This is a genomic window from Chroococcidiopsis sp. SAG 2025 (assembly GCF_032860985.1).
Taxonomy (GTDB): Bacteria; Cyanobacteriota; Cyanobacteriia; order Cyanobacteriales; family Chroococcidiopsidaceae; genus Chroococcidiopsis.
Genome location: NZ_JAOCNC010000003.1, coordinates 1 through 20,426 on the forward strand (window position 1 = coordinate 1; position 20,426 = coordinate 20,426).

At 44.7% G+C, this 20,426-nt stretch carries 19 protein-coding genes and 2 pseudogenes; 15 read left to right on the top strand and 6 right to left on the bottom strand.

The genetic code is table 11. The features are described from left to right. The coding region (locus tag N4J56_RS34725; protein WP_317111315.1) for a hypothetical protein at nucleotides 1–370 on the bottom strand (370 nt) is incomplete at its 3' end. A gap of 349 nt (nucleotides 371–719) precedes the next feature. Between N4J56_RS34725 and N4J56_RS34730 the strand changes: the two genes are divergently transcribed. The 9 genes from N4J56_RS34730 to N4J56_RS34770 all read left to right on the top strand — a co-directional run bounded on the left by N4J56_RS34730 (nucleotide 720) and on the right by N4J56_RS34770 (nucleotide 8,389). After that, entirely contained in the window at nucleotides 720–1,040 is a 321-nt protein-coding gene (locus N4J56_RS34730; RefSeq protein WP_317111317.1) for a transposase family protein, read from the top strand. 8 nt (nucleotides 1,041–1,048) lie between these two features. Then, nucleotides 1,049–1,558, top strand: a complete 510-nt coding sequence (locus N4J56_RS34735) for a transposase family protein (protein WP_317111319.1) — start codon at nucleotides 1,049–1,051, stop codon at nucleotides 1,556–1,558. Nucleotides 1,559–1,930: 372 nt separating this feature from the next. After that, nucleotides 1,931–3,973 (top strand): di-heme oxidoredictase family protein, encoded by a 2,043-nt coding sequence (locus N4J56_RS34740; protein ID WP_317111321.1) that lies wholly within the window; start codon nucleotides 1,931–1,933, stop codon nucleotides 3,971–3,973. 126 nt (nucleotides 3,974–4,099) lie between these two features. Further along, nucleotides 4,100–4,309 carry a hypothetical protein gene (locus N4J56_RS34745; RefSeq protein WP_127024526.1) on the top strand — a complete coding sequence of 70 codons (210 nt, stop codon included), beginning with the start codon at nucleotides 4,100–4,102 and terminating at the stop codon, nucleotides 4,307–4,309. Nucleotides 4,310–4,353: 44 nt separating this feature from the next. Further along, complete coding sequence (locus N4J56_RS34750) at nucleotides 4,354–4,542, top strand: hypothetical protein (protein ID WP_146139736.1); 189 nt, start codon at nucleotides 4,354–4,356, stop codon at nucleotides 4,540–4,542. A gap of 27 nt (nucleotides 4,543–4,569) precedes the next feature. Then, nucleotides 4,570–5,037 (top strand): transposase, encoded by a 468-nt coding sequence (locus N4J56_RS34755; RefSeq protein ID WP_317111324.1) that lies wholly within the window; start codon nucleotides 4,570–4,572, stop codon nucleotides 5,035–5,037. Then, a complete protein-coding gene (locus tag N4J56_RS34760) occupies nucleotides 5,021–6,244 on the top strand; it encodes an alpha/beta hydrolase fold domain-containing protein (RefSeq protein WP_181245368.1) in 1,224 nt (407 codons plus the stop codon). Before N4J56_RS34755 ends, N4J56_RS34760 begins: the two co-directional genes overlap by 17 nt. Beyond that, the gene (locus N4J56_RS34765) at nucleotides 6,241–7,071 is read left to right on the top strand and encodes an SDR family NAD(P)-dependent oxidoreductase (RefSeq protein WP_106217056.1); all 831 of its coding nucleotides are present in this window, start codon (nucleotides 6,241–6,243) and stop codon (nucleotides 7,069–7,071) included. Before N4J56_RS34760 ends, N4J56_RS34765 begins: the two co-directional genes overlap by 4 nt. After that, nucleotides 7,049–8,389 carry a flavin-containing monooxygenase gene (locus N4J56_RS34770; protein ID WP_317111329.1) on the top strand — a complete coding sequence of 447 codons (1,341 nt, stop codon included), beginning with the start codon at nucleotides 7,049–7,051 and terminating at the stop codon, nucleotides 8,387–8,389. Before N4J56_RS34765 ends, N4J56_RS34770 begins: the two co-directional genes overlap by 23 nt. A 159-nt stretch (nucleotides 8,390–8,548) precedes the next feature. Here the strand turns inward: N4J56_RS34770 and N4J56_RS34775 are convergent, their stop codons facing one another. From N4J56_RS34775 to N4J56_RS34785, 3 genes are all read right to left on the bottom strand, one after another. Continuing rightward, the gene (locus N4J56_RS34775) at nucleotides 8,549–10,066 is read right to left on the bottom strand and encodes a hypothetical protein (protein WP_317111330.1); all 1,518 of its coding nucleotides are present in this window, start codon (nucleotides 10,064–10,066) and stop codon (nucleotides 8,549–8,551) included. A gap of 87 nt (nucleotides 10,067–10,153) precedes the next feature. Beyond that, entirely contained in the window at nucleotides 10,154–10,897 is a 744-nt protein-coding gene (locus N4J56_RS34780) for a TVP38/TMEM64 family protein (RefSeq protein ID WP_106217054.1), read from the bottom strand. Beyond that, nucleotides 10,845–11,738 carry a TauD/TfdA family dioxygenase gene (locus N4J56_RS34785; protein ID WP_106217053.1) on the bottom strand — a complete coding sequence of 298 codons (894 nt, stop codon included), beginning with the start codon at nucleotides 11,736–11,738 and terminating at the stop codon, nucleotides 10,845–10,847. Before N4J56_RS34785 ends, N4J56_RS34780 begins: the two co-directional genes overlap by 53 nt. Nucleotides 11,739–12,692: 954 nt before the next feature. Between N4J56_RS34785 and N4J56_RS34790 the strand changes: the two genes are divergently transcribed. Both N4J56_RS34790 and N4J56_RS34795 read left to right on the top strand, forming a co-directional pair. Beyond that, entirely contained in the window at nucleotides 12,693–13,604 is a 912-nt protein-coding gene (locus N4J56_RS34790; protein ID WP_106217052.1) for a bile acid:sodium symporter family protein, read from the top strand. Between the two features lie 80 nt (nucleotides 13,605–13,684). Continuing rightward, complete coding sequence (locus N4J56_RS34795; protein WP_106217051.1) at nucleotides 13,685–13,870, top strand: hypothetical protein; 186 nt, start codon at nucleotides 13,685–13,687, stop codon at nucleotides 13,868–13,870. Nucleotides 13,871–13,940: 70 nt separating this feature from the next. Here the strand turns inward: N4J56_RS34795 and N4J56_RS34800 are convergent. After that, nucleotides 13,941–14,976: pseudogene (locus tag N4J56_RS34800) on the bottom strand (ATP-dependent metallopeptidase FtsH/Yme1/Tma family protein); the annotation flags it as partial. Between the two features lie 450 nt (nucleotides 14,977–15,426). On the opposite strand from N4J56_RS34800, the gene N4J56_RS34805 reads away from it, so the two are divergent. The 3 genes and pseudogenes from N4J56_RS34805 (at nucleotide 15,427) to N4J56_RS34815 (ending at nucleotide 18,024) form a co-directional block, all read left to right on the top strand. After that, a complete protein-coding gene (locus N4J56_RS34805) occupies nucleotides 15,427–15,573 on the top strand; it encodes a hypothetical protein (RefSeq protein ID WP_158631887.1) in 147 nt (48 codons plus the stop codon). Between the two features lie 41 nt (nucleotides 15,574–15,614). Then, nucleotides 15,615–16,450, top strand: a pseudogene (locus N4J56_RS34810) (IS1 family transposase). 350 nt (nucleotides 16,451–16,800) lie between these two features. Next, a complete protein-coding gene (locus tag N4J56_RS34815; protein WP_106217050.1) occupies nucleotides 16,801–18,024 on the top strand; it encodes a flavin monoamine oxidase family protein in 1,224 nt (407 codons plus the stop codon). 77 nt (nucleotides 18,025–18,101) lie between these two features. On the opposite strand, the gene N4J56_RS34820 is transcribed toward N4J56_RS34815, so the two are convergent. Continuing rightward, entirely contained in the window at nucleotides 18,102–19,610 is a 1,509-nt protein-coding gene (locus N4J56_RS34820) for an IS4 family transposase (RefSeq protein ID WP_317111335.1), read from the bottom strand. A 498-nt stretch (nucleotides 19,611–20,108) separates the two neighbouring features. Here N4J56_RS34820 and N4J56_RS34825 point away from each other — a divergent pair, with 498 nt between their 5' ends. After that, nucleotides 20,109–20,426 (top strand): hypothetical protein, encoded by a 318-nt coding sequence (locus N4J56_RS34825; RefSeq protein WP_106217049.1) that lies wholly within the window; start codon nucleotides 20,109–20,111, stop codon nucleotides 20,424–20,426.

Below are 20,426 nucleotides of genomic sequence, written 5' to 3' on the forward strand. Positions count from 1 at the left end.
CATACTCCAGTGCAAAGTCGGTAATTTGCCGCTGGCTGCGTAATTCTTCCAGTTGATAAGCCGAGTTGTCAATCGCTTGAGCAATCGTTGCAGTGGCTGCATCAGAACCGCGAAAACTCAATCTCAAATGAATTTCTGCCATCAGTTTGAACTCGCTGATGCGTTGAAGCTGTTGTAACGATTCGATTTGTTGCATCAGTTCTTCGACAATCGGGAGTGCTGCTTCCACTGCTCTAGTTGCATCGCTCAACTTCAACTGGACGACAATCGTTCGGGGCTGGGTTGGGTGGTAACTGGGCATGACAAAATCTCCCAGAGAGAATCGCTGCCGCAGCTGATGAGTGCGGCGCAGACGGGGGCGCTGTTTCACTTATTCGTTGCTCCTGAAGAATCGTCGGTCTAGGAAGCTCGTGGGGGAAAAAGAAACCTCACTGCTTGTTGGCAATCAGTGCTACTAGCCAATCGAGATGGGGGTGCGAATGCTGTTGTTAACGCTTGCTGATTTTGGGCGGCACGACTGCTATAAGCATTGTCTATCTACGTTACTGTAGCTATAACAAAGCTACTGGAAAATAGAAATTTCTGTTTCCCAGTAGACATCTCCAAAATAGTATATTCTAAGGTAGAAGAATATCAAAACAAGTTTTTTACACGAAAACATGAGTCATATACTGAGTTACATTGAATCGAATCCTCAAAAAACCCAGAGATTGATAGGTTTGAGACACGAGCAGTTACAAATATTAATCAAAAATGTCACGAGATTACACAATGAAAAACAAGCTTTATCAGAAGCTAAGAAAACTAGAATTATTGCAGGTGGAGGTGGTAGAAAACCTAAATTGTCACTCGAAGAACAAATAATTTTAACTTTGGTTTATCTTCGGCATCTGACAACATTTCAATTGCTGGATATCCAGTTTGGGGTAAGTGAGTCTACTGCAAATGAGACATTTAATTATTGGTTACCACTCTTGGAAGAATTATTACCATCTAGTTTAATTGAACAAGTGAAAAAACAGAATCTGATGCTGAACTAGTTCAAGAAATGCTCACAGAATATGAATTAATAGTAGACAGCTACGAGCAAGTCAGGGAAAGACCTAGAGACAATAAAGAACAAAAAAGATATTATTCCGGTAAGCGAAGTACTCATACATTTAAAACTCAAATGATTATTTTGCCACTTGGTAGAGATATCGTTGATGTTGTGGCTGGAGAACCAGGACCAAAAAGCGATATAACTTTGTTCCGAGAAAACCGTGATAACTTCACTCCAGCACAAAAAATTAAGGGGGATTTAGGCTATCTAGGAGAAGATTTAATTGACACTCCGATTAAAACACCGCGAAATGGCAAACTAACAACAGATCAGAAAAAAGCAAATCAGGAGTTTTCGTCTAAGCGACTATTTGTTGAACACCGCATCCGTTCGGTCAAAATATTTCGAGTTGCCCAAGAAAGATTTAGGTTAAATCCCAAAAAATATGAACGAGTAATTCGGGCAATTTGTGGATTAGTTAGACTCCGAATTGGAACGCTAATATTACCTATGTAAAAAACTGCAAACTCACCAAACAAAAATCGTTTAGTTTTGCATATTTTTCTTTCTATACTTCACTCAAACTATCTCAAAACCTGAGTGTATCATAGAACTCGCTGTTTTTTGAGTTGAACGAGCGCGGACTATAAACTAGTCATGTCAATGAATTGAAGATTTTTGGAGATGTCTAATCCATTAGTTATTTATATTCATGGCTGATTGTCATTTTTGGTTCCATTACTTGTCGCGTCTTAGAGTTCCGCACATTTCCTAATTTTTGTGTTTTTTTCCTAAGTTTTATATTTTATTGCTCTTTTTCAACTTATTTCAACTCAGCGCATTCTAAACTACAGAACTTAAACAAGAGAATAGTCCTGGAAGGTTAATATGCGTTGGCGAAAGAGATTCTCCCTACTGAGCTTGTTGCTAGTAGCGAGTTTAACTGCGGTATTGCTATCAACAAACCTATTATCTCCGCAGCTAACCTTAGCTACAGAAGCTTTGCTACAACCTGCCCCGACTCAACCGCTCGGTTACTATGACTACTTTGGGAAATTACTAACTCCGCAAGCAGCCCAAAAGTTTGTTCGCCAACGAGGTCTAAATCCGAGCGATCCTGGTGCTTTTGGACGGATTGGAGCTGTTGAGATTACTCAACAGTTGATAGACGCTGGGGAAAATATTTACCTCAACCGCAAGATTGGCGACACTTTGGGAACTCAGGGTGTCCTTGGTTTTGGTACGGGCTTAGCTCGGATTCAACCAGAGTTAATCACAGCGATCAGCGATCTAGGTGGGCGACCGACTACCAATTTACGCCTGACTCTGCAACAAGATTTAAAGCTGGGCAGTCATTTTTACGCCAAAGGCAGTGTTATCGATACTGGTCTAGATGTACCTTTAGCAGCTAATTTTCCTATCGGTTTGAAGCCCGACGGTAACTTTACTTGTGCGGTATGCCATGACGTGACCTCTCAATTTGGCGATCGCCTCAAAGGAGTACCTAACGGCGATCTCAACGTTCGCTTTTTGATTGCGCTCGCACCGAACTCAACAGCAGGCTTTGCTCGTTTAGATCTCAACCCACTCGACCCTAAATATCAAGGCAACGGTAAAACGATTATCGATAGTCGTAGCAATTTAGTTACTCTACCCGATCCCCAAAAGTTTGAGGATGCTTTCGATGATACCCTGTTGGACGTGCCTTTCGGTCACTTCGAGAGTTCGCCTGATGGCATCAACAACACGACTCAAATACCTAGCATCTTTACTTTTAAGGGTAATCCCTACTTTTTCGACGGACAGTTTGCGATCGGTCCCTTTGCTGGATTAAGCGCTGCTGGTAACGGCGTTCACTCATCTGAAGGTAACTTACTCGCAGCAGCACAGCTCAGCGCGGAGACTTTAGGCTTAGATCCTGAAGTGTATTTGGGGGTTGTGTTGCAAAATACTGCTGACCCGCGCTTGCGTTTACCGGAAGGATTACGGGTAAAACCCTCGGAGTGGCTGCGCCAGGTTGCTCCCAACCCCAGACAAGCAGAATTAGAGGATCAAATTCCGGCTCCTGGTGCTGGTACTTATCCCAATCTGCGACCTAGCCTATTTACTTATAACGGAGCGATTTTCAGCCCTGATAGCTTTGCCTCAGACGATATTGCTAGCGGACCTTTTTTGTTTGCCGATAATGCTATGGCTGCCTTTCAAAATAGCTTAGTACCACCTCCCAATCGGACTCAAGAAAACGCAACGGCACTGGCAAGCGGTTCTGTGCGGCGCGGTGCTAAAGTCTTTGAACAGGCTAATTGTGCGACTTGTCACGTCCCTCCTTTCTTCACGGACAACAGAATTAACCCTTTAAGTGAATTAGGTACTAACTCAGCTCGCGCTCGCTCGCGTCTTGCCTTGAAAGATTTACTAGTACCACCCAAGCTCTACACGCTGAATAATTCTGTGCCTGTACCTACAGATGCTGAAGTATTAGACGTACCAACAGAGGGGATTAGCGACAGTCCAACGACTCTACCTAAAGGTTTCCTACCAGATGGCGGCTACAAAACCCTTTCCTTACGAGGGCTATATCTGAGTGCGCCTTATCTGCATGATGGCGGTGTTGCCGTTAAAGCAGGTAGTCTGAAGGTAAAACCTGATGGCAGTTTTACAGTCACCGATCCCAGTGGCTTAGGGTTGGCAGGGACTCTGAGTGTAGGTCAATCTGCCGATAGTGCGAGTAGCTTACGCGCTCTGCTAGACCGCGAGTTGCGCGATCGAGTAGTGGCAGCAAACCAAGCTAACCCAGCCTTAAAACGCGATAATCTTGACGGAACCGGACATCACTTTTATGTAGATCGAGCTGCTGGCTTCACTCCCGCGCAACAAACCGATTTGATAAATTTCTTACTGGCACTGGATGACGATCCTGGGCAAATCTAAACGTTGGCTCATGCTTCAACTAACGCACTTCTATGGAAAATAACCATCAGACAATCTCATATCCTTCTTCTGTCACTTTAGCAAAATCCAACGAACCCGCCTGGTTTCAGCCTACGAAAAATGATTGTGCCTCAAGGAAGCGTGGGTTTGTGGGAGCAGAACGTATTAGAATATTCTGAAAAAGTTTATGAATCTATCCCACTAATTTGGGAAACCAGATATAAGATGTGGCAAGAAGGAGGAAAGCATCAAAACATGCTGGGAGACGTTCAAGATCGAACGACAAGCCGTCTGTATTTACGTTGTAGCCAAGAGAAAGAACGTTCTTGCTTGTAGCGTAGCATAATGAACTTAAAGGGTCTGCCTTTGGGCTGTTTGCCATGCTGTACTCGTCGTTTAATTTGTGGTTGGATGCCCTTGATCCGAAGCTGGTGACGCAACCATTTAGCATCGTAACCTTTATCAGCAGCAAATATCTTGGGGCGACGATCAAGCCGGACGTTCCTACGGACGAGTTGGGACTACACCGATTGTGCCAAGTACGGGTAAGCGCTTTGGTTGCAGTTTGATGCGCGACTATCACCAATCGGGGTAAGTTGTGCTTCAAGTTATTCACACAACGTTTTGATTCTGCTGTGATGCTCGATTTTTTGCGTCGCTTGATTCGTCAGTGCACTCACAAGGTATTTTTGATTGTAGATGGTCATCCGGTACATCGAGCTAAGGCAGTCCACCAATGGCTAGAGAAACATCAAGATCGCATCCGCCTGTTTTTCTTGCCTGCTTACAGCCCCGAACTTAATCCCGACGAGCTACTTAACCATGATGTTAAAGCCAATGCTGTCGGACAACAACGCGCTAGAAACTCTTCCGAGATGATGGCAAATCTTCGCAGCTATTTACGTAGTACACAACGTCAACCTCATGTTGTACAAAACTTATGCCTGCGAGAAACACGTTGCTTACGCAGCCGTCTAGTCTGTTCACTATTTAATGCTCTGGGTAGTAATGGCTCAATCCGATTCCACAAACAAACCCCAATCTGTTATGCCAGGAAAGCGTAAGCTAGCCCTCCTGGTGGCATTTCTAGCTTCCCTTGTGATTCCCTGGATTTTGAGCCTTGTCTGCTGCTTTCTCAGTCTATGGACGATCGTTCCAGCTCCCACCTTTTCCCTGCTACCCCTGGGAATTGGTATGCCAGAGGTGAGTCCCTGGTTGATAGTGGTAAATATGATCGCCTTGCTGCTTGTAGCATTGCGGCTCCAATCGAGTTGGATCTACAGTGTTGCACTGGGTTGCAGTCTACTGGGTCTGCTGCTCAGTTTGCTGCCTCTGATTCAGTTCCCTGCCGTCAATGCTCGTATTGCTGCGGACATGGAAGCTGAATTTGGCAAAGCAGTGCTGACGACAGCTCCTCCCATTCCTCATGCAGTAAGGCTCCATCCGTTTATCTGGGTAGATGCGTTTCGAGGCATTAAGGTGCCAGAAATCCGGATTGAGCGGGGCATTGAGTTTGCCATCGCGGACGGAGTGAAATTGACTCTCAATCTTTATCGTCCCTCCTGCGTTGGACTACATCCAGCGATCGTCACAATTTATGGAGGAGCCTGGCAGAATGGTACGCCTGCCAACGATGAAACCTTTAGCCGTTATATGGCTGCCCAAGGCTATACGGTAGTCGCTCTAGATTACCGCCATGCCCCCCAGTTTCGCTATCCGGCACAGCTCGAAGATGTGCAAACGGCGCTATCCTTTATTCAAACCCAGGCGGACGCGCTAGAGATCGATCGCCAGCGCATTGCTCTGTTGGGGCGATCGGCAGGCGCGCATCTAGCCTCTCTGGTAGCCTACGGACAAAGCCCCCTACGCATCCAAGCAGTGGTGAACTACTACGGTCCGACGAACCTGACGGAAGGCTACAACAATCCCCCTGTGCCAGACCCGATCAACGTGCGTGCCGTTCTAGAAGCTTTTTTGGGAGGCAACCCCGAGCGAGTACCACAGCTCTATCAAGATGCATCACCCGTTAACCACATTTCATCTCACCTACCCCCATCGCTGCTGGTTTACTCAGGGCGCGATCGCATCGTTCTTGCCAAGTTTGGACGGCAGCTCTACGAGAAACTGCAAGCAGCAGGGAATCAAGCGGGTTTGATAGAAATTCCTTGGGCGAACCATGCCTTTGATGCTGTCTTCAATGGTGTTAGCAATCAGCTTGCCCTATACTATACAGAGCGATTCCTCGCCTGGGCGTTAAGGGAACTGCCATGACTCAGTTAAAAGATGCCGTTGTACTGATTACGGGAGCAACAGGTGGTTTCGGACAGCAACTCACCCGACAGTTGCTCATGACAGAGAGTCGGCTAATTCTGACGGATCTAGATGCAGTGATGCTGGAGCAGCAGCGAGCCGTCATTGGGCAGGAGATCTCGACGGGAAAGGTGTTGGCTTGCCTGGTGGCAGATTTATCTACAGCAGAGGGCTGCGATCTGCTGTACAAACAGGTGCAGGCACTTAACACTCCGGTTGATATTTTGATCAATAATGCTGGGATTGCTGTGTTTGGGCGGATGGATGAAGTCCCTCCTGAGCAATGGGAACGGTTGATGCAGATTAACCTCCTAGCTCCCATGCGACTGACCAGCTTATTTGTTGCCGATATGATTGCCCGACAATCGGGGCATATTGTCAACATTTCATCGGCGGCGGGTTGGGTCGCGATCGCGGGATTGACACACTATTCCACCAGCAAATTTGGGTTACGGGGCTTTAGTGAAGGGTTGCTGGATGAAGTGAACCCCTACAACATAAGAGTGACAGCCGTTTATCCGTTTTTCAGTCGTACTCCCATTCTGCAATCGAAACGCTATGGCACGCTGGCAGAGTCAACTAAGGATATCCCCGATAACTTACTGACCGATCCGGCTGCGGTCATCCAGCGCACTCTCCAGGGCATTGAACGCGATCGCCTCCATGTCTTTCCCGATCGCGTTGCCTATATCATTCATCTTTCCCAACGTTTTGCGCCTTGGCTTTTAGACTGGATAAATAGCGGGTTTAAGCGGAGGATACGTCGTGGTACAGATCGATCGCTCTAGGATAGTTCCCCAGGCAATTGACCGAACCGATCGACACTTGATCTTGGGAGCTGGATTTGTAGGACTGGGGATGGCTCAGGCGCTTCAAGCAGCAGGGATTGCTTACGATCAGGTGGATGCCAGCGATCGAATTGGTGGCAACTGGGATCGCGGCGTTTATCAAACAGCACACATCATCTCATCGAAGAAGGTTACCCAGTTTACACACTTCCCGATGCCAGCCGATTATCCCGATTTCCCCAGTGCTGCACAAATGCGGGACTATCTAAATGCCTTTGCCGATCGCTTCAATTTACGTCCCGCGATTGAATTGAATTGTGCCGTTCTAGAAGTACGACCGATTGAAAACAATCACTGGCAAGTCACCTTTGCCAATGGGGAAGTGCGAATTTATCAAGGGGTGCTCCTGTGTAATGGGCACCATTGGGATAAACGCTTTCCGCAATTTCAAGGTGAATTTAATGGTGAAATTATCCATTCCAAAGATTACAAACATCCCGATCGATTGCGGGGCAAACGAGTGCTGACGATCGGTGGCGGGAATTCAGCCTGTGATATTGCCGCAGAAGCTGCCCGTGTCGGAGCGAAGTCTGCGTTGAGTTTGCGCTCCTCAGTCTGGTTTTTGCCCAAAACCTTTGCTGGGACGCCGGTCGTCGATTTGATTCGGGGGTGGATGCCAGAATCGCTGCAACGTTTGATCGCCTATGGCATCATTCGCCTCACCTTTGGCAAGCATGAGGATTACGGCTTAACCAAACCCACCTACCGCATTTTTGAAAAACACCCCACACTCAACAATGAAGTCCCCTACTATATAAAACATGGGCGAATTCAGCCCAAACCAGCGGTACGACAATTCAAAGGGGATACCGTTGAATTTGTTGACGGTAGCTGTGAGACATTTGATTTGATTGTCTGTGCGACTGGATTTCACGTTTCTTATCCCTTTTTGCCGCCCGCTCTTCAGCGCGTCAAGGGTGCGATCGTTCAATGTTATGGCAGTTGTTTTCTAGACGACTACAAAGGAATTTATTACATCGGTTGGGGACAGGTACGCGGCGGTGTTGGTTCTCTAATTGCTGCTTACGGTCCCTTTTTTGCCCGTTGTCTCAAACTCCAGGATGAGATTAATGTACCGCTGGGTCTAGTTCTCAAACAGATGGGACAGCAACTTCCCCAAACGCACCTTAGCGATCCTCATGCTACCTTTCGACAGCTCAAGTTAGCCAATTTTGGGTTTAGCTGGTTCTCCTACAAAGCCCATCAAATCGAGCGCCTATATCCGAATTTTCAGAACACTCCAATTCCATCAGATTAACGCTACTCCTGTCCCAGTTGAGAATGTCAGCAATTTAGTACATCTAGAACTATGATTCTATGGTTCGAGATGGGTAAGCTATTCTCATAAGATTTTTCTGTGAGCGTAACTTGACAATGCTCTGTTGACTGTATTGGATTGTGACAAAGAAGTATTGGCTCAGTTTCTTGTATTCCACCGCGAGGATACGGTAGACCATGTAGATAGCACTAGGAAGATCAAAAGTGGTAGCGCGAGGGCAACCAGAGCAGAATTCCACTCCTTTACCTCCTTGGTCATAAAGCCGTTACTCATCATCAGTTCTAAGGGAGCGACCAAGCGCGAACAAAAGGTAAGCACGAAGAGCATCCAGTAGAAGGTGCCGTGCGGGGATAATGCCATCAGTGCCAGCGGAGTACTAGCATACCAAGGCCAGTATTCCGGCGAGGCAACCAGCAGATAGACTAACGCGATATTAGCAAACGTTTTCAGTAAACTTTGCCGATCGCGCACTCCCAGACTAGCAATCAGTAGGTAAATGCTAAAGATCCCTCTTAAAATTTGGGTGGCTAACTGTGCTGGTTCCGCCTGAGGGTGTAAATACTGGAGGTAGCCGGAAAGCAGCATTCGGGTAGAGGCAGCGAATTGCGCTTGGCTGGCTTGTTGTACTCCCCGAAACGTCTCTACTCCAACCCAGAATGGTTGATAGAGCAGTATGGCTAGACCTAATCCTATTACCAAGCCGAGTAGGAGCCGTAGCACCAGTCCAGTCCAGTTCCATCGTGGGGAACGAGTGCGCCAGAAGTAAATGACTTGTGCTGGTAGAAAAATCAGCGGCAGGTACTTAGTCAGCACGCTCAGCACCAACGTCACCATAGATGCAGTAGGACGTGCTTGGACAGCTAATAGTAGAGATAGCAACACGAAGACAATCATCAGTGCGTCATTGTGTCCCTCGGCGGCAAACTCAATGACAATCATTGGATTCCATAGGTAAACGAGCGTGCCGAGCAGCCGATCTTGTGGACGCACCCTGCTGAGGATACACCAAATCAGTACAGCACAAAGGAGGCTAGAGGCAACTACTAAGCTCTTGAATAGCAGGAGTGCTGAGGGAATATGCTGTGTAAAGCGGACGATCGCTACCTCAAACTGGAGCCATAGCGGACCATATGGCGAAATGCCATGAACTGGCCACCATCCCCACGGCACTAATTGGCGACCAAAGGGGAAATTTATCACCTCCCGTGCTGCATTAATATAAGGATTGTTACCAGGGGTAATGCCTAAGTAGCCATGAGCCATGTATGAGAAGACATCGATCGAGATGTATGGCTGCCCGAACAGTAGCCCCAAGTTGAACAGCAAGGGGAAAAGTAGTGCTAGGGTACGTGCGGGTCGAGAGCGCAACTGACCGCGACGGCAAAGTCGGAGTAGCCAAAAGTAGAGCGCAAACAGGGCAACTGTACCGCCGTAATAGCTTGCAGACTCCCAGAGCAAGCGCGTCTGATCGGCAGATATGCCTCGCAAAGCGATCCCGTTGTCGGAATCGCTCCGAGACAGACCATTCAGGTAAATGGCACGCTGTGCAAAATAGACAAGTAGGTAGAGTATGCTGCTGGCAATGCCAATTAGAAGAACCAAAAGTGTCTTGCGCCTTACTTCAGCACTATCTGGCGGGGCAGTAATAGTTGTCATATTAATTGAGCTAGGAGGGAAAAACAATGCACGTAGTTCAATCAGATATTTAGAATCAGCAGTTTAATTTGACAAGACTCGGAAAACCTACAGGTCTGAATCTTCAGTTTGATTTCCTTTGCGTCTAGTCCAAGCGGAGACGATCGCGATCGCTAGCATTCCTACCACTAAAGCGCCGATTAATAACTTCTCACCTTGGAGAATACCCGCGCCAACTGCCACCACGGGAGGTTTGACGAGCGCAATACTCAACCCTAAAGTACTCAGAAATCGTTTCCAAGGCATCTGGGTTAAACCCGCAGCATAGCAAACGTAGTCAAAAAAGCCAGACATCAAAGCGCTTGTCATCAGGAAGAAATTGCCTTCAAGATATTTTCGGCTCCATCGAGCGAGTCTGTCCATGAACCGCTCACCCACGAGCCGTTGCACCACCAGACGACCGGATCGACGAGCAATGAAAGAATTAGTAGTACAGGCGAGAAAATCTGCGATCGCGATCGTCATTACACCCTGTGCAAACCCAAACAAGGCACCTGACAAAATCGCGTAAGCTGTACCTGGCAAGGCAGGAACCACAACGCTAGTCAGTCTCAGGAGCAGAATCGCGAACAATGCCCAAATGCCAAATTGAGCGATATTTGTTCTCAGCCGATCGATGCATAGAACGACTGTTTGCCCGATTGTTGAGACGTTGGCTGAGAATTTGGGCTGTCCCTGCAAATTTATCTGCACCCATTGACGTGAAGGTGGCGCTGGTTTCTTCTTCGATCCGATAAAATTAATAGGAAAATGCCGGAGAACACAAGCGTATATAGAGATCGCGCTTGTCATCTGCAAAAGCTCTTCTACCATGCATAATTCTGGTATTATCTACCATTAAAATATCGCCTTTCTGCCAATAAATCTCTACCGTTATTTTTTCAGCAATTTCATTCAACTCAGACATAATTGTATCATCGATATTTGTTCCATCATCGAAGGATACGACATCAGGCGAGATTGCCATTGCTGGCAGCAAGCTATTAATAAATATCATCGCTTCTCCAGTTCTACTTGGATGTATCGCTGGATAAATGTAACAAATATCAATTGTCTCATCTTCATTGATTTGTAGATGAGTGTCGTTGTTCTTACATATTTGCTCTACCACATCTAATTCGTCAGTTTTATATCGTTCTCTCCATGCGTCTCGCTCCAAATGACGGCGATATTTCAACTTTTTTCGACTGAATAAATCTTTGAGTAGATCGCTAAGCTTGTCGAAAAAAAGCTTGCCATCGCAAACGATTGTTGCACCATCTTGTGAAGGTGGGTTAGCACAGAAAAACCAAAGCATAAGAGGAATGTTTTTCTGATAGTACATTTCTCCATGCAATTTAACTTCATCTTTGAAATCATTGACACTTAAAAGAGTAGAATTACCATTAATTACTTTACGCTTGAATACACCTCCCGTATAATCCATAAAATTAGTACTTAATTCGTTGCTAAATTTTGTAAAAGTCTCTACATCTGCTTCAAACCCTCTAAATAATAATAGTCCCCGAGCGCGAAACAGGTTAACAATCGATTCTTTACTCAGCTCTAAAACACTACTATTGTCGGCATTAATAATTTGTTCACCGACGGTTTTTGACAATGGTTTTATATAGAGTTGTGCGTTCTTTTTCATTTTTATATCTCACTTATTTGTCAATTTCGATTAGTAGTTGAAAAACTATTTACCTCGTACTTTTATGCAATTTAAAAATATCTAAGGTGCTTGTTTTGAGCAAAATTACTGTAAATAGCAATGAGATCGCCGCAAATTTGCCTCTTGACGAACAATTATCTCAGATAAAGATGAAAACTCGATCGTTCAGCTAGATGAGAGCCAACCTAGCTATGGGTCAAACGAGCCGTGTCTAGTCCGTTTGGTAATAGTTTTTCTACAGCTTCAGCCAACAGTTGAATGTAACAACAGAAACTAGTGGAATAACAACTATGGTAAAAAGCTTGCTTCGATCGCAGTTTCGCGAATTATGGTAGAAAACATTAGGTCAGCTTTTTGTAACAAGATCGAATCAGTAATGCTGCCTATATTTTATCAAAATCATTTAAAAAGTCAATTAGTTTGGTTTAGGAGCGGAGAGTCTATCCGATTTATTTTGAATTATTATCCAAGTTTAGTGCGAGTAATCTGGCAGAACAGAAAGCTGTACCGAGCAATTACCTAAGAACTCTACTTGGTAGCTCGTGAGTAAATATCCAGACTTTATACGAGTGCGAAGTTGGCAACTTCTACGGGTTAAGAGCTGAGATTGAATATGAGAGAAGATCATACTAACTCCGCACCGCTTTCTACAGCACAACCAGCCAAACTAAACTCTCTGACTCGATTGTTATTGATAACATAACCCTTGGCAATCAAGCACGATTGTGAAACAATAATCGGGAAAAGTTAAACAGAAAGTCACCAGTTTAGCAATTTTGCTCCCAGTTAAAATTTATAATTTTAAAGTCTCGCCTTCTAGACACTCAGCAAGCTTCTCGATGGCTACAGAAAACCCAATACACGCAGAGATTGCTTGTCCAACATAAATGCTGCTGCACAACGCTGACTGAAGAAATCAACCTAGCTTAATCTATGCAAGCCAACTTTTTTACCGCCGTCCTCTTACCAATAGGTTTAGCAACCGTAATGCTAGGCATGGGGTTAACCCTTGTGCCAAAAGACTTTCAACGAGTCACCCGCTATCCCAAAGCCGTCGCTATTGGTCTAGTCAGTCAATTACTCTTTCTCCCCATCGTTGGTTTTCTGGTCGCTTCCATCGTATCCATGCAGCCAGCAATTGCCGTGGGATTAATGGTACTGGCTCTGTGTCCAGGCGGTCCCTCTTCCAACATGATTACTTACTTGGCGAAAGGAGATGTTGCCCTTTCTGTAACTTTAACAGCTTTGAGTAGCGCCATTACCGTATTCACAATTCCTATATTCGCAAATTTTTCATTGCAATATTTTGTCGGACAAAGTGCGGCGATCGCCTTACCAATTGGACAAACAATGCTACAAATTTTCGCGATCGCCATATTACCAATTATTGTGGGCATGACAATCCGGCAAAAGTTTCCCAACTTAGCCCGCCGATTAGAGAAGACAGCGAACCGTCTTGCTATTACCTTCCTCGCTTTAATTATCTTGGTACTAATCGTTCACGAGTGGAATCGCATCCCCAGTTTTATTGCCCAAGTAGGAATTGCGGTAGTACTACTGAATACAATCTCAATGGCGATCGGATTTTGGTTTGGCAAGCTGTTCAATTTGAATTTTGCTCAACGAATTTGTATTGCGATCGAGGTGGGAATTCAAAATGCGACGCTAGCGATTGCGATTACCGCCGGACTGTTAAACAATCCCGATATGGCTGTTCCTGCTGCCGTTTACAGCTTATTTGCCTACGCCACTGCTATTCTTAGCATTTTCTACGGGAGAAGATCTGTCCAGAGGATCGATCGGGAGGAGAGATCGCGAGCCAACAATTTATCAGCTCGACCTTAGCGATCGCGCTGTACGACAAAGTAAGTCCGAGCGAATCTCCAGCAATCCACTTACTTTATTTTCGCTCTCAGTTAAAACCTATGATTTTAAAACCTCGTCTTCTTGATGGTTCGTCAGCTCCTCCCTGGCTGCAAAAAATTCAGTATGCACGCGACTCGATTGCCTACATGGACGCTGCAAAACGTTATGGGGACATTTTTAACGCTCCTGTAATTGGAAATTATGATGTTGTTTTATTTGTCAGCAATTCTACTGCACTACAGTAAATTTTCGCCAATGACACAAAGCAATTTATTTGGTGATGTCTATAACTCATCATAGAGACAACACAACGGTATAGTCTGGGCGACTATACGACTATTTGGCGATCGAATCGACCTGAATGCAGCAATGCCAGATCTAGTAGATCTGGGCGGTTGGTTGCGGCGATAATAATGATGCCAACCTTGCCCTTAATACCTTCCATTTCAGTCAACAGCTGGTTAAGGATTTGCTCGCGCATATCGTTACCACTACCTAAGCCAGCGCCCCGCTGACCACCTACAGTATCAATTTCATCAATAAATACGATGCAGGGGACATTAGATTTAGCTTGTTCAACTAAGTCGCGGATGCGGGAAGCACCCACACCGACAAACGTTTCCACACACTCGGAACCAGAGATAGACAAGAAGGGAACGCCTGCTTCACCAGCTACAGCACGAGCTAGTAGAGTTTTATCCATTCCTGACGACCCAGCCAGCAGAATGGCTTGAGGAATTTTTGTCCCATCTGCAGCAAAGTGGTCGGTATTCTTCAAGAAGTCTACAACTTCTTTTAATTCCAGCTTTGCTCGATCCATACCTGCTACATCCTTAAAAGTTACTTGGGCTTGTGGTTCCTGTACCGTAGCTTTGGATTTGTCAAAGTCCTTCACCTGGCTACTCAGATTGCTTATGCTGCTTTTAAGATCGCTTATGCTGCTTTTAAGATCGCTTACGCTGCGTCCCAGCAACAATATACGCATTAAAGGCAATAAAGAAAATAAAAAGCCTAGTGCTTTAAACCAGAAATCCTCAATTGTTTGGGGTGAAAAATCTATAGTAACGTTACTCTGACGCAAAACTTGGCTTAGCAGACTATGGTCTTCAGGCAAGTATACAGTTACTACACCTAATGGGCGCGGGTCGTAAGAACTGTAAGAACTACTGTTCTTGAATTCGACTAGAGCTTTAGAGTTATCGTGGCTAATCTTAATTTCTGCGACTTCACCTCGTTTAACTGCATGAATCAAATAGGTGTATGAACATATTTCTCGGCTCTGGGGTTGTTTGTCAAAAGATACTGTTACCAGAACAATGACAACAACAAAAATTGCCACAAACGCAAACAACTCGACATTTCTCCGCCATTTTTCCACTGGGGCGCGTCGCAGCAAGAAGAATAAATATATTGAAAACAGAACTGCCAAAAACAAAATTCTCAATATTTTAAACTTATCGGTTTGTGGCAATACAGAAACATCAACAGAACGGTCAACCAAAATGTCGATCAACTCGGTCTTTTTAGGCAAGTTTACGATCGCAGAGCTACCGTCTACAGTCTTGAATAAAGCACTCGTATAGTCAGGACTGAACTCAACCTTAACAACCATACCTTTTTCAATTGCTCGAGTAAAATCGCTGTATCGCCATGTCTCTCGACTTTGAAGTTGTTTGTCAAAGAACGCTATCCTCTGAGGAATAACATTAGTAATTGTAATAATTGCAATTGCTAGAAAGGCGTACAGCCCCGCGTTTCTCCACCGTTTATTCACCGCAATCTATCCTCCTAAATCTCAAGTGTGAGGGCACTCACTACTGGCAGCGAGATTTGGTTAGCAGCGCTAAATTTTAGCAAAAGCTTGCTAGAAGCTTGTTGGGTAGAAACAGCATATCAAAAAAAGTGTCCACTATACGAGCCGATCGTGCGTCAGGAAAGCGTGGAATGATATTATACAGAGGCAGAAAATTACTCCGGTTCTAAGAAGCCATGCTTTGTCCACTTTGCAGTCATGATAAGACCTATAAACACGGGAAAACCAGTAAGGGTAGCAAACGCTACCGATGCCTAAACAGAAGCGCAAACGTTTACCGATACCTTTGACACGATTTACTATTGGCGGCAAGTGAGAGAGGAGAAAGTACGGATCGTTTTGCAGTCACACTGAGAGGGAACGAGCTTGCGTGGTATTAGTCGAGTTAGCGGGCTGTCCTACAACACAGGAGTCAGAGGAATTCGAGCTGCAAGTCAAAAAGCACAAATGGTACACAACGCCGAAGTACAAGATGTCGATACAGATGCCATTGCTGCAGACGCTTAGGTGGTCGTTTGTGGAAAAAAACACTCGTCTTGCTTACCAGAAGAAGTCGTTGCCGGAGATTACTGGATAGCATTGAGTTTGGCACAGTTGAACGGCTTGATTCTATGCGGTCGGGTGGGTAAACATACCAACGAGTTAGCGATTGAGTTAGTAGCTAGTACCTAGGGCACGACTGAGTGCAAAGAATGGCACACCGATGGTTGGCAAGGATATGAACGAGTGTTACCTGATGATGAAGTAGAACACCACATTAGTAAAGTTTTGACGCAACGATTGGAGCGAACCAACAGTACCCTACGACAGCAGACAGGGCGATGGCACCGACGACAAAACAAATTTGCGCGCGTTGTGGGAGCAGACGAAGATCACCTTGCGTTTGGTCATCAGCTACTTTAACTGGATTTGGGTACATTCCCGTTTAGGAACTACGGCGGCTCAACGAGCAGACCTAGCGTCAGAACCTTGGACTTGGCAAGATATCGCTGTTTATTCCACACTTTGCTGAGGCACGACCACACTACCCAAGTGCACGTGCTATACCCAGAAACAGAAACGCGAACAAAAACTTTTGTGCTAGTCTGTACTAAGTTTGATCGTTCAATATTGAAGCCGCTATTGCAGCGATCGATGTTGAATGCTGTTACAACGGTGGTGGAGTAGGATACACACGCAGTCGAAACTTCGTATCCTCGTCAGCCAGCAAAGATTTGATTACTGAATGAAGAAATTATGTTTCGTGCTAAAAAGCTTTACCAAGAATGGTGAGATTAACTCATAGCTGGCACTATCTGCACAACTCACCCAAGTGAGAATATCCTAAATTGCTGTCCTTCCCCGATTGCTAGTTCTTCCTGTATGTACAACCTGAGTCGTCGTCAGTTTTTATTGCGGAGTACTCTCACCATTGCCGCAACTCTAGCCTACGAGCAAGTACAAGCCCAAAAACCAACTTCTCCCGGCGCTTTACCCAAAGGATTGCCACGTCGGAAAGTACTCATTGTCGGTGCAGGTATTTCCGGTTTAGTAGCAGCGTATGAATTAACAGCAGTCGGTCATGATGTCACCATTTTAGAAGCTAGGAAACGAATCGGCGGTAGAGTGTTAACCCTGCGAGGAGTTTTTCAAGGAGAGGATTTAATAGAACTTGGAGCGGCTAGAATCCCACCAAATCATTACTTAACCCTTGGTTACATCAAACATTTTGGTTTGAGACTTTCACAGTTTGCGCCGACAACTGGAAAATATCTCACGATGAAGGACGGAAAACGTCTATTAATCCCAGCAAAAGAACTATTTCAAAATCGATCGCAAGTCCGTGCCCAAGAGATTCAAAAATTGACGGATGGATTCGATCTACTTCCCCAAGCATTCGCCCAAGCATTGACAGAAAAAATTAAACTTGATGATCCTGTTGCTCGGATCGTACAAACATCTAATAGTGTTGAAGTGTCGTGCTTATCAGGGCAACGATATCTTGCTGATTGTGTGTTGTGTACTGTCCCGTTAACCGTCTTAAATCGGATTACTTTTTCACCTGACCTATCTTGGGCAAAAAAACAGGCGGCGGCAGGAGAATATAACTATCGAGCAGCAACCCGTTGCTTTGTTAAATTCCCTAATCGATTCTGGGAAAAGGATAACTTAAATGGGTGGGGATTTTTCGAGGATGAAGAACTGTGGCATACGACTTGGGATAAACCCGAAAAAACAGGTATTCTTCATGCCTATCTAAAAGGAGAAAAAGCTCTTGAGATGGATACTTTTGAGGGAGAAATTCAGCAGACAAAATTACTCCAGCATTGGGAGAAGATACTGCCTGGAGTCAGTAATTACTCTGTGCGATCGCACTTTTACTCATGGACAAAAGATGTTTGGTCAAAAGGAGGCTGGGCCTATCCAACAGATGAACAGGAGAAGAGACTATTTTCAGAATTAGGGAAGTCAGAAGGACAGATTTATTTCGCTGGAGAGCATACTTCTAAGACAAGAGGCTGGGTTCAAGGAGCATTAGAAGCTGGACTCAACGCTGCTAAAGAAATTCACTTTGCTGGCTCTAGCGTTCCCTTTATGAAAAGGTGATACCTCACACAGTCCTGAGCTATTGCAATTGGATTTAACAACCGAATGGCACTAAGAAAAGCCAAAACACTTGTAGTTTAAGCAGTTTGCAGTAATTGCTCTCGTACTTCGCGCCGAGGTTTCGTCATTAAAGGGTAAGCTTTGGGGCGACGTTTACGGACTCGTGGTTCACTGCGGACTGGGCGATGTGGAACAGACTGGTGAACAATAACTTTGAGTAAAGTGCAATAAATTCCGTGACGTTGCTTTGAAGTTGCGGCTAACAATTCGGGAACAAAATTATTTAAATGATGGCGAGTGCCTTGCAATGATAGGCGTAACGGAGGCGTACCGTAAGTAGTGCCTGCCGACCACATTAAGCTACGAAGCAGATTGTAAGCAAGCAAATAAACGTAAATTTCTTTGCGGATCATAGAAGGAGTTTTACACCGCAGGATATCCATTCCCAAGGTCGTTTTGAGATGTCTTAAGTCTAGTTCCACTTGCCACCGCTCACCGTAAAGTTGGACTATTTTCAAACTTGGATATGTGACTCTATCCAATAGAGTAGTGATTAGACTAACTCTTTGAGTACGAAAACCAGGAATAACAACGTAATAATGTATTTCTCGTACAGTTAAGGTGAGGGGTAGAGCAGAAAACTCTGCTAAAGTTAACCCTTGCGGGCATTTTTTAGGTTTATACCAAGTTAGTAACTTGTCAGAATCCCCAACTATTTTACCTTTTCGCGTTGTTGTATTTCGGGATTGATGTTTACGAAATACTGCATCGCAGTTCAGTTTTTTAATAGAAATTAAATCGGCGTAAGCGCAAAACGCTCTATCCCCTAAAAGGATATCCAATGGATTAAGAAACTGATATAATTTTCTAGCTAATTTAATATCATGGGTGTTCAAAACATCGATACATAGAGCAACAGCGGCTCCAGTAGCCAAACTGAATATCACACCGATTTTTGCAATTGGAAACCCACATCCAGCTTTTTGAGTTTTTGGTTGAGGGTATGCTTCCTGATTCTCTATAGTGTCAGGCATGGAAACAGTTGAACCATCTATTACTTTCACATGACGACCACACCACAAGTGTTCTACTGTCACTTTTTCTTCTAGATTTTGTCCAGACTGACCAAAAAGTTGTTTTAGTAGTTTCTCTGGCAGTCTCGCTCTAGCTTGACAGTAAGCACTTGGATTAGTTGAGGGGATTTCTAACCCTTCTCCTGCCGAATAAGCAATTATTTTACTCACGGTATTATGACAAGTTTTATCAGTATCCAAGACCTGAGACAAGAACGCCCACAACGTTACTATTGGGTCAAACAATCGTTGTTTATATTGAATCTTTAGCTGCCCAAGTGCTTGCATAATTACAGACTCTGGCAACAATTCTTTAAAAGGTAATCCCAGACTTTGATTAAATTTATCCTTGAGGATTTGTACTCGTAGTGTCACAGTAGTATTTAGTGTTGGCTTACTCGTATCGTCGATCAGTATTTCATGAACGAGTAAGCTTTTTCTACTTACAAAAAGTTTTTGGACATCCCCTACACCTTTACCGCATTTATTCCACTGCTCCTGCCAGGAAAGCAAACGCAGCTACCCATGTCCCACTTTTCAATGACATAACGCCTGTAATGCCTATTAATCCTAACTTTCATCTTTTCTTAGTGCCATTCGATTTAACAACCTTTGTATTTCCTCTCCATCGACACCCAATTTATAAACCAAAAACACACCTTGAAATAGCATCAGTTCCAGTCTGACATCATCCTAATGTACGTTAAGTATTACTGGTGATATTCCTTGAGTTACCGCAACCTGATTCTTGGCAAATTAATCAGACTTATATTGAAGTGAAAAAGAATGGCAGTATCTGTGAAAAAACTCATCCTCCGGCTGTTTTTCGTCATTCTAGTGGTATGTGGATTGCTGCGTTACACTGCTTTTCATAACCCAGGGGTATGACCAAATTCTGATAGTCAAACGATGGCTGAATTTATTGCCCAGCAAGGAATACAACTTTTGATGACCAAACAGATAGATCCCCCAAGAAACAGGAAATGACAGCAAAAATCGATACTGTTGTTTATGGTCGTAAATCCATCAACGAAAGCGATACAACGCATGTATATTCTGCTGCCACATCAGAATTTGGTCATACCCGAATTAATTGGATATTTGGAAAAACATCAACTCGAAATTATTAACTACGAGTGCCGCAGAAGAGCTGGTAAAACTATCGGCAGTGGACGAATGGAGAAGGCAGTAGATTTAACAGTTGGGCAGCGGCAGAAGAACAAGGGTATGAGCTGGCGACCTAATGGTAGTAGAGCCTTAAGTTTACTCAAAGTGGCTGAACTAAACGGTCAGTGGCAGCAGTTGTGGTTCCCCGCTCTGGCTGCCTAA

What these genes read in the sequence shown, in the direction of transcription:
- N4J56_RS34795 (WP_106217051.1), top strand. Translation starts at nt 13,685, where the DNA reads ATGATTTTAAAACCTCGTCTTCTTGATGGTTCGTCAGCTCCTCCCTGG.
- N4J56_RS34765 (WP_106217056.1), top strand. Translation starts at nt 6,241, where the DNA reads ATGACTCAGTTAAAAGATGCCGTTGTACTGATTACGGGAGCAACAGGT.
- N4J56_RS34790 (WP_106217052.1), top strand. Translation starts at nt 12,693, where the DNA reads ATGCAAGCCAACTTTTTTACCGCCGTCCTCTTACCAATAGGTTTAGCA.
- N4J56_RS34750 (WP_146139736.1), top strand. Translation starts at nt 4,354, where the DNA reads ATGCTGTACTCGTCGTTTAATTTGTGGTTGGATGCCCTTGATCCGAAG.
- N4J56_RS34785 (WP_106217053.1), bottom strand. Translation starts at nt 11,738, where the DNA reads ATGAAAAAGAACGCACAACTCTATATAAAACCATTGTCAAAAACCGTC.
- N4J56_RS34815 (WP_106217050.1), top strand. Translation starts at nt 16,801, where the DNA reads ATGTACAACCTGAGTCGTCGTCAGTTTTTATTGCGGAGTACTCTCACC.
- N4J56_RS34735 (WP_317111319.1), top strand. Translation starts at nt 1,049, where the DNA reads ATGCTCACAGAATATGAATTAATAGTAGACAGCTACGAGCAAGTCAGG.
- N4J56_RS34740 (WP_317111321.1), top strand. Translation starts at nt 1,931, where the DNA reads ATGCGTTGGCGAAAGAGATTCTCCCTACTGAGCTTGTTGCTAGTAGCG.
- N4J56_RS34760 (WP_181245368.1), top strand. Translation starts at nt 5,021, where the DNA reads ATGCCAGGAAAGCGTAAGCTAGCCCTCCTGGTGGCATTTCTAGCTTCC.
- N4J56_RS34825 (WP_106217049.1), top strand. Translation starts at nt 20,109, where the DNA reads ATGGTCGTAAATCCATCAACGAAAGCGATACAACGCATGTATATTCTG.
- N4J56_RS34775 (WP_317111330.1), bottom strand. Translation starts at nt 10,066, where the DNA reads ATGACAACTATTACTGCCCCGCCAGATAGTGCTGAAGTAAGGCGCAAG.
- N4J56_RS34780 (WP_106217054.1), bottom strand. Translation starts at nt 10,897, where the DNA reads ATGACAAGCGCGATCTCTATATACGCTTGTGTTCTCCGGCATTTTCCT.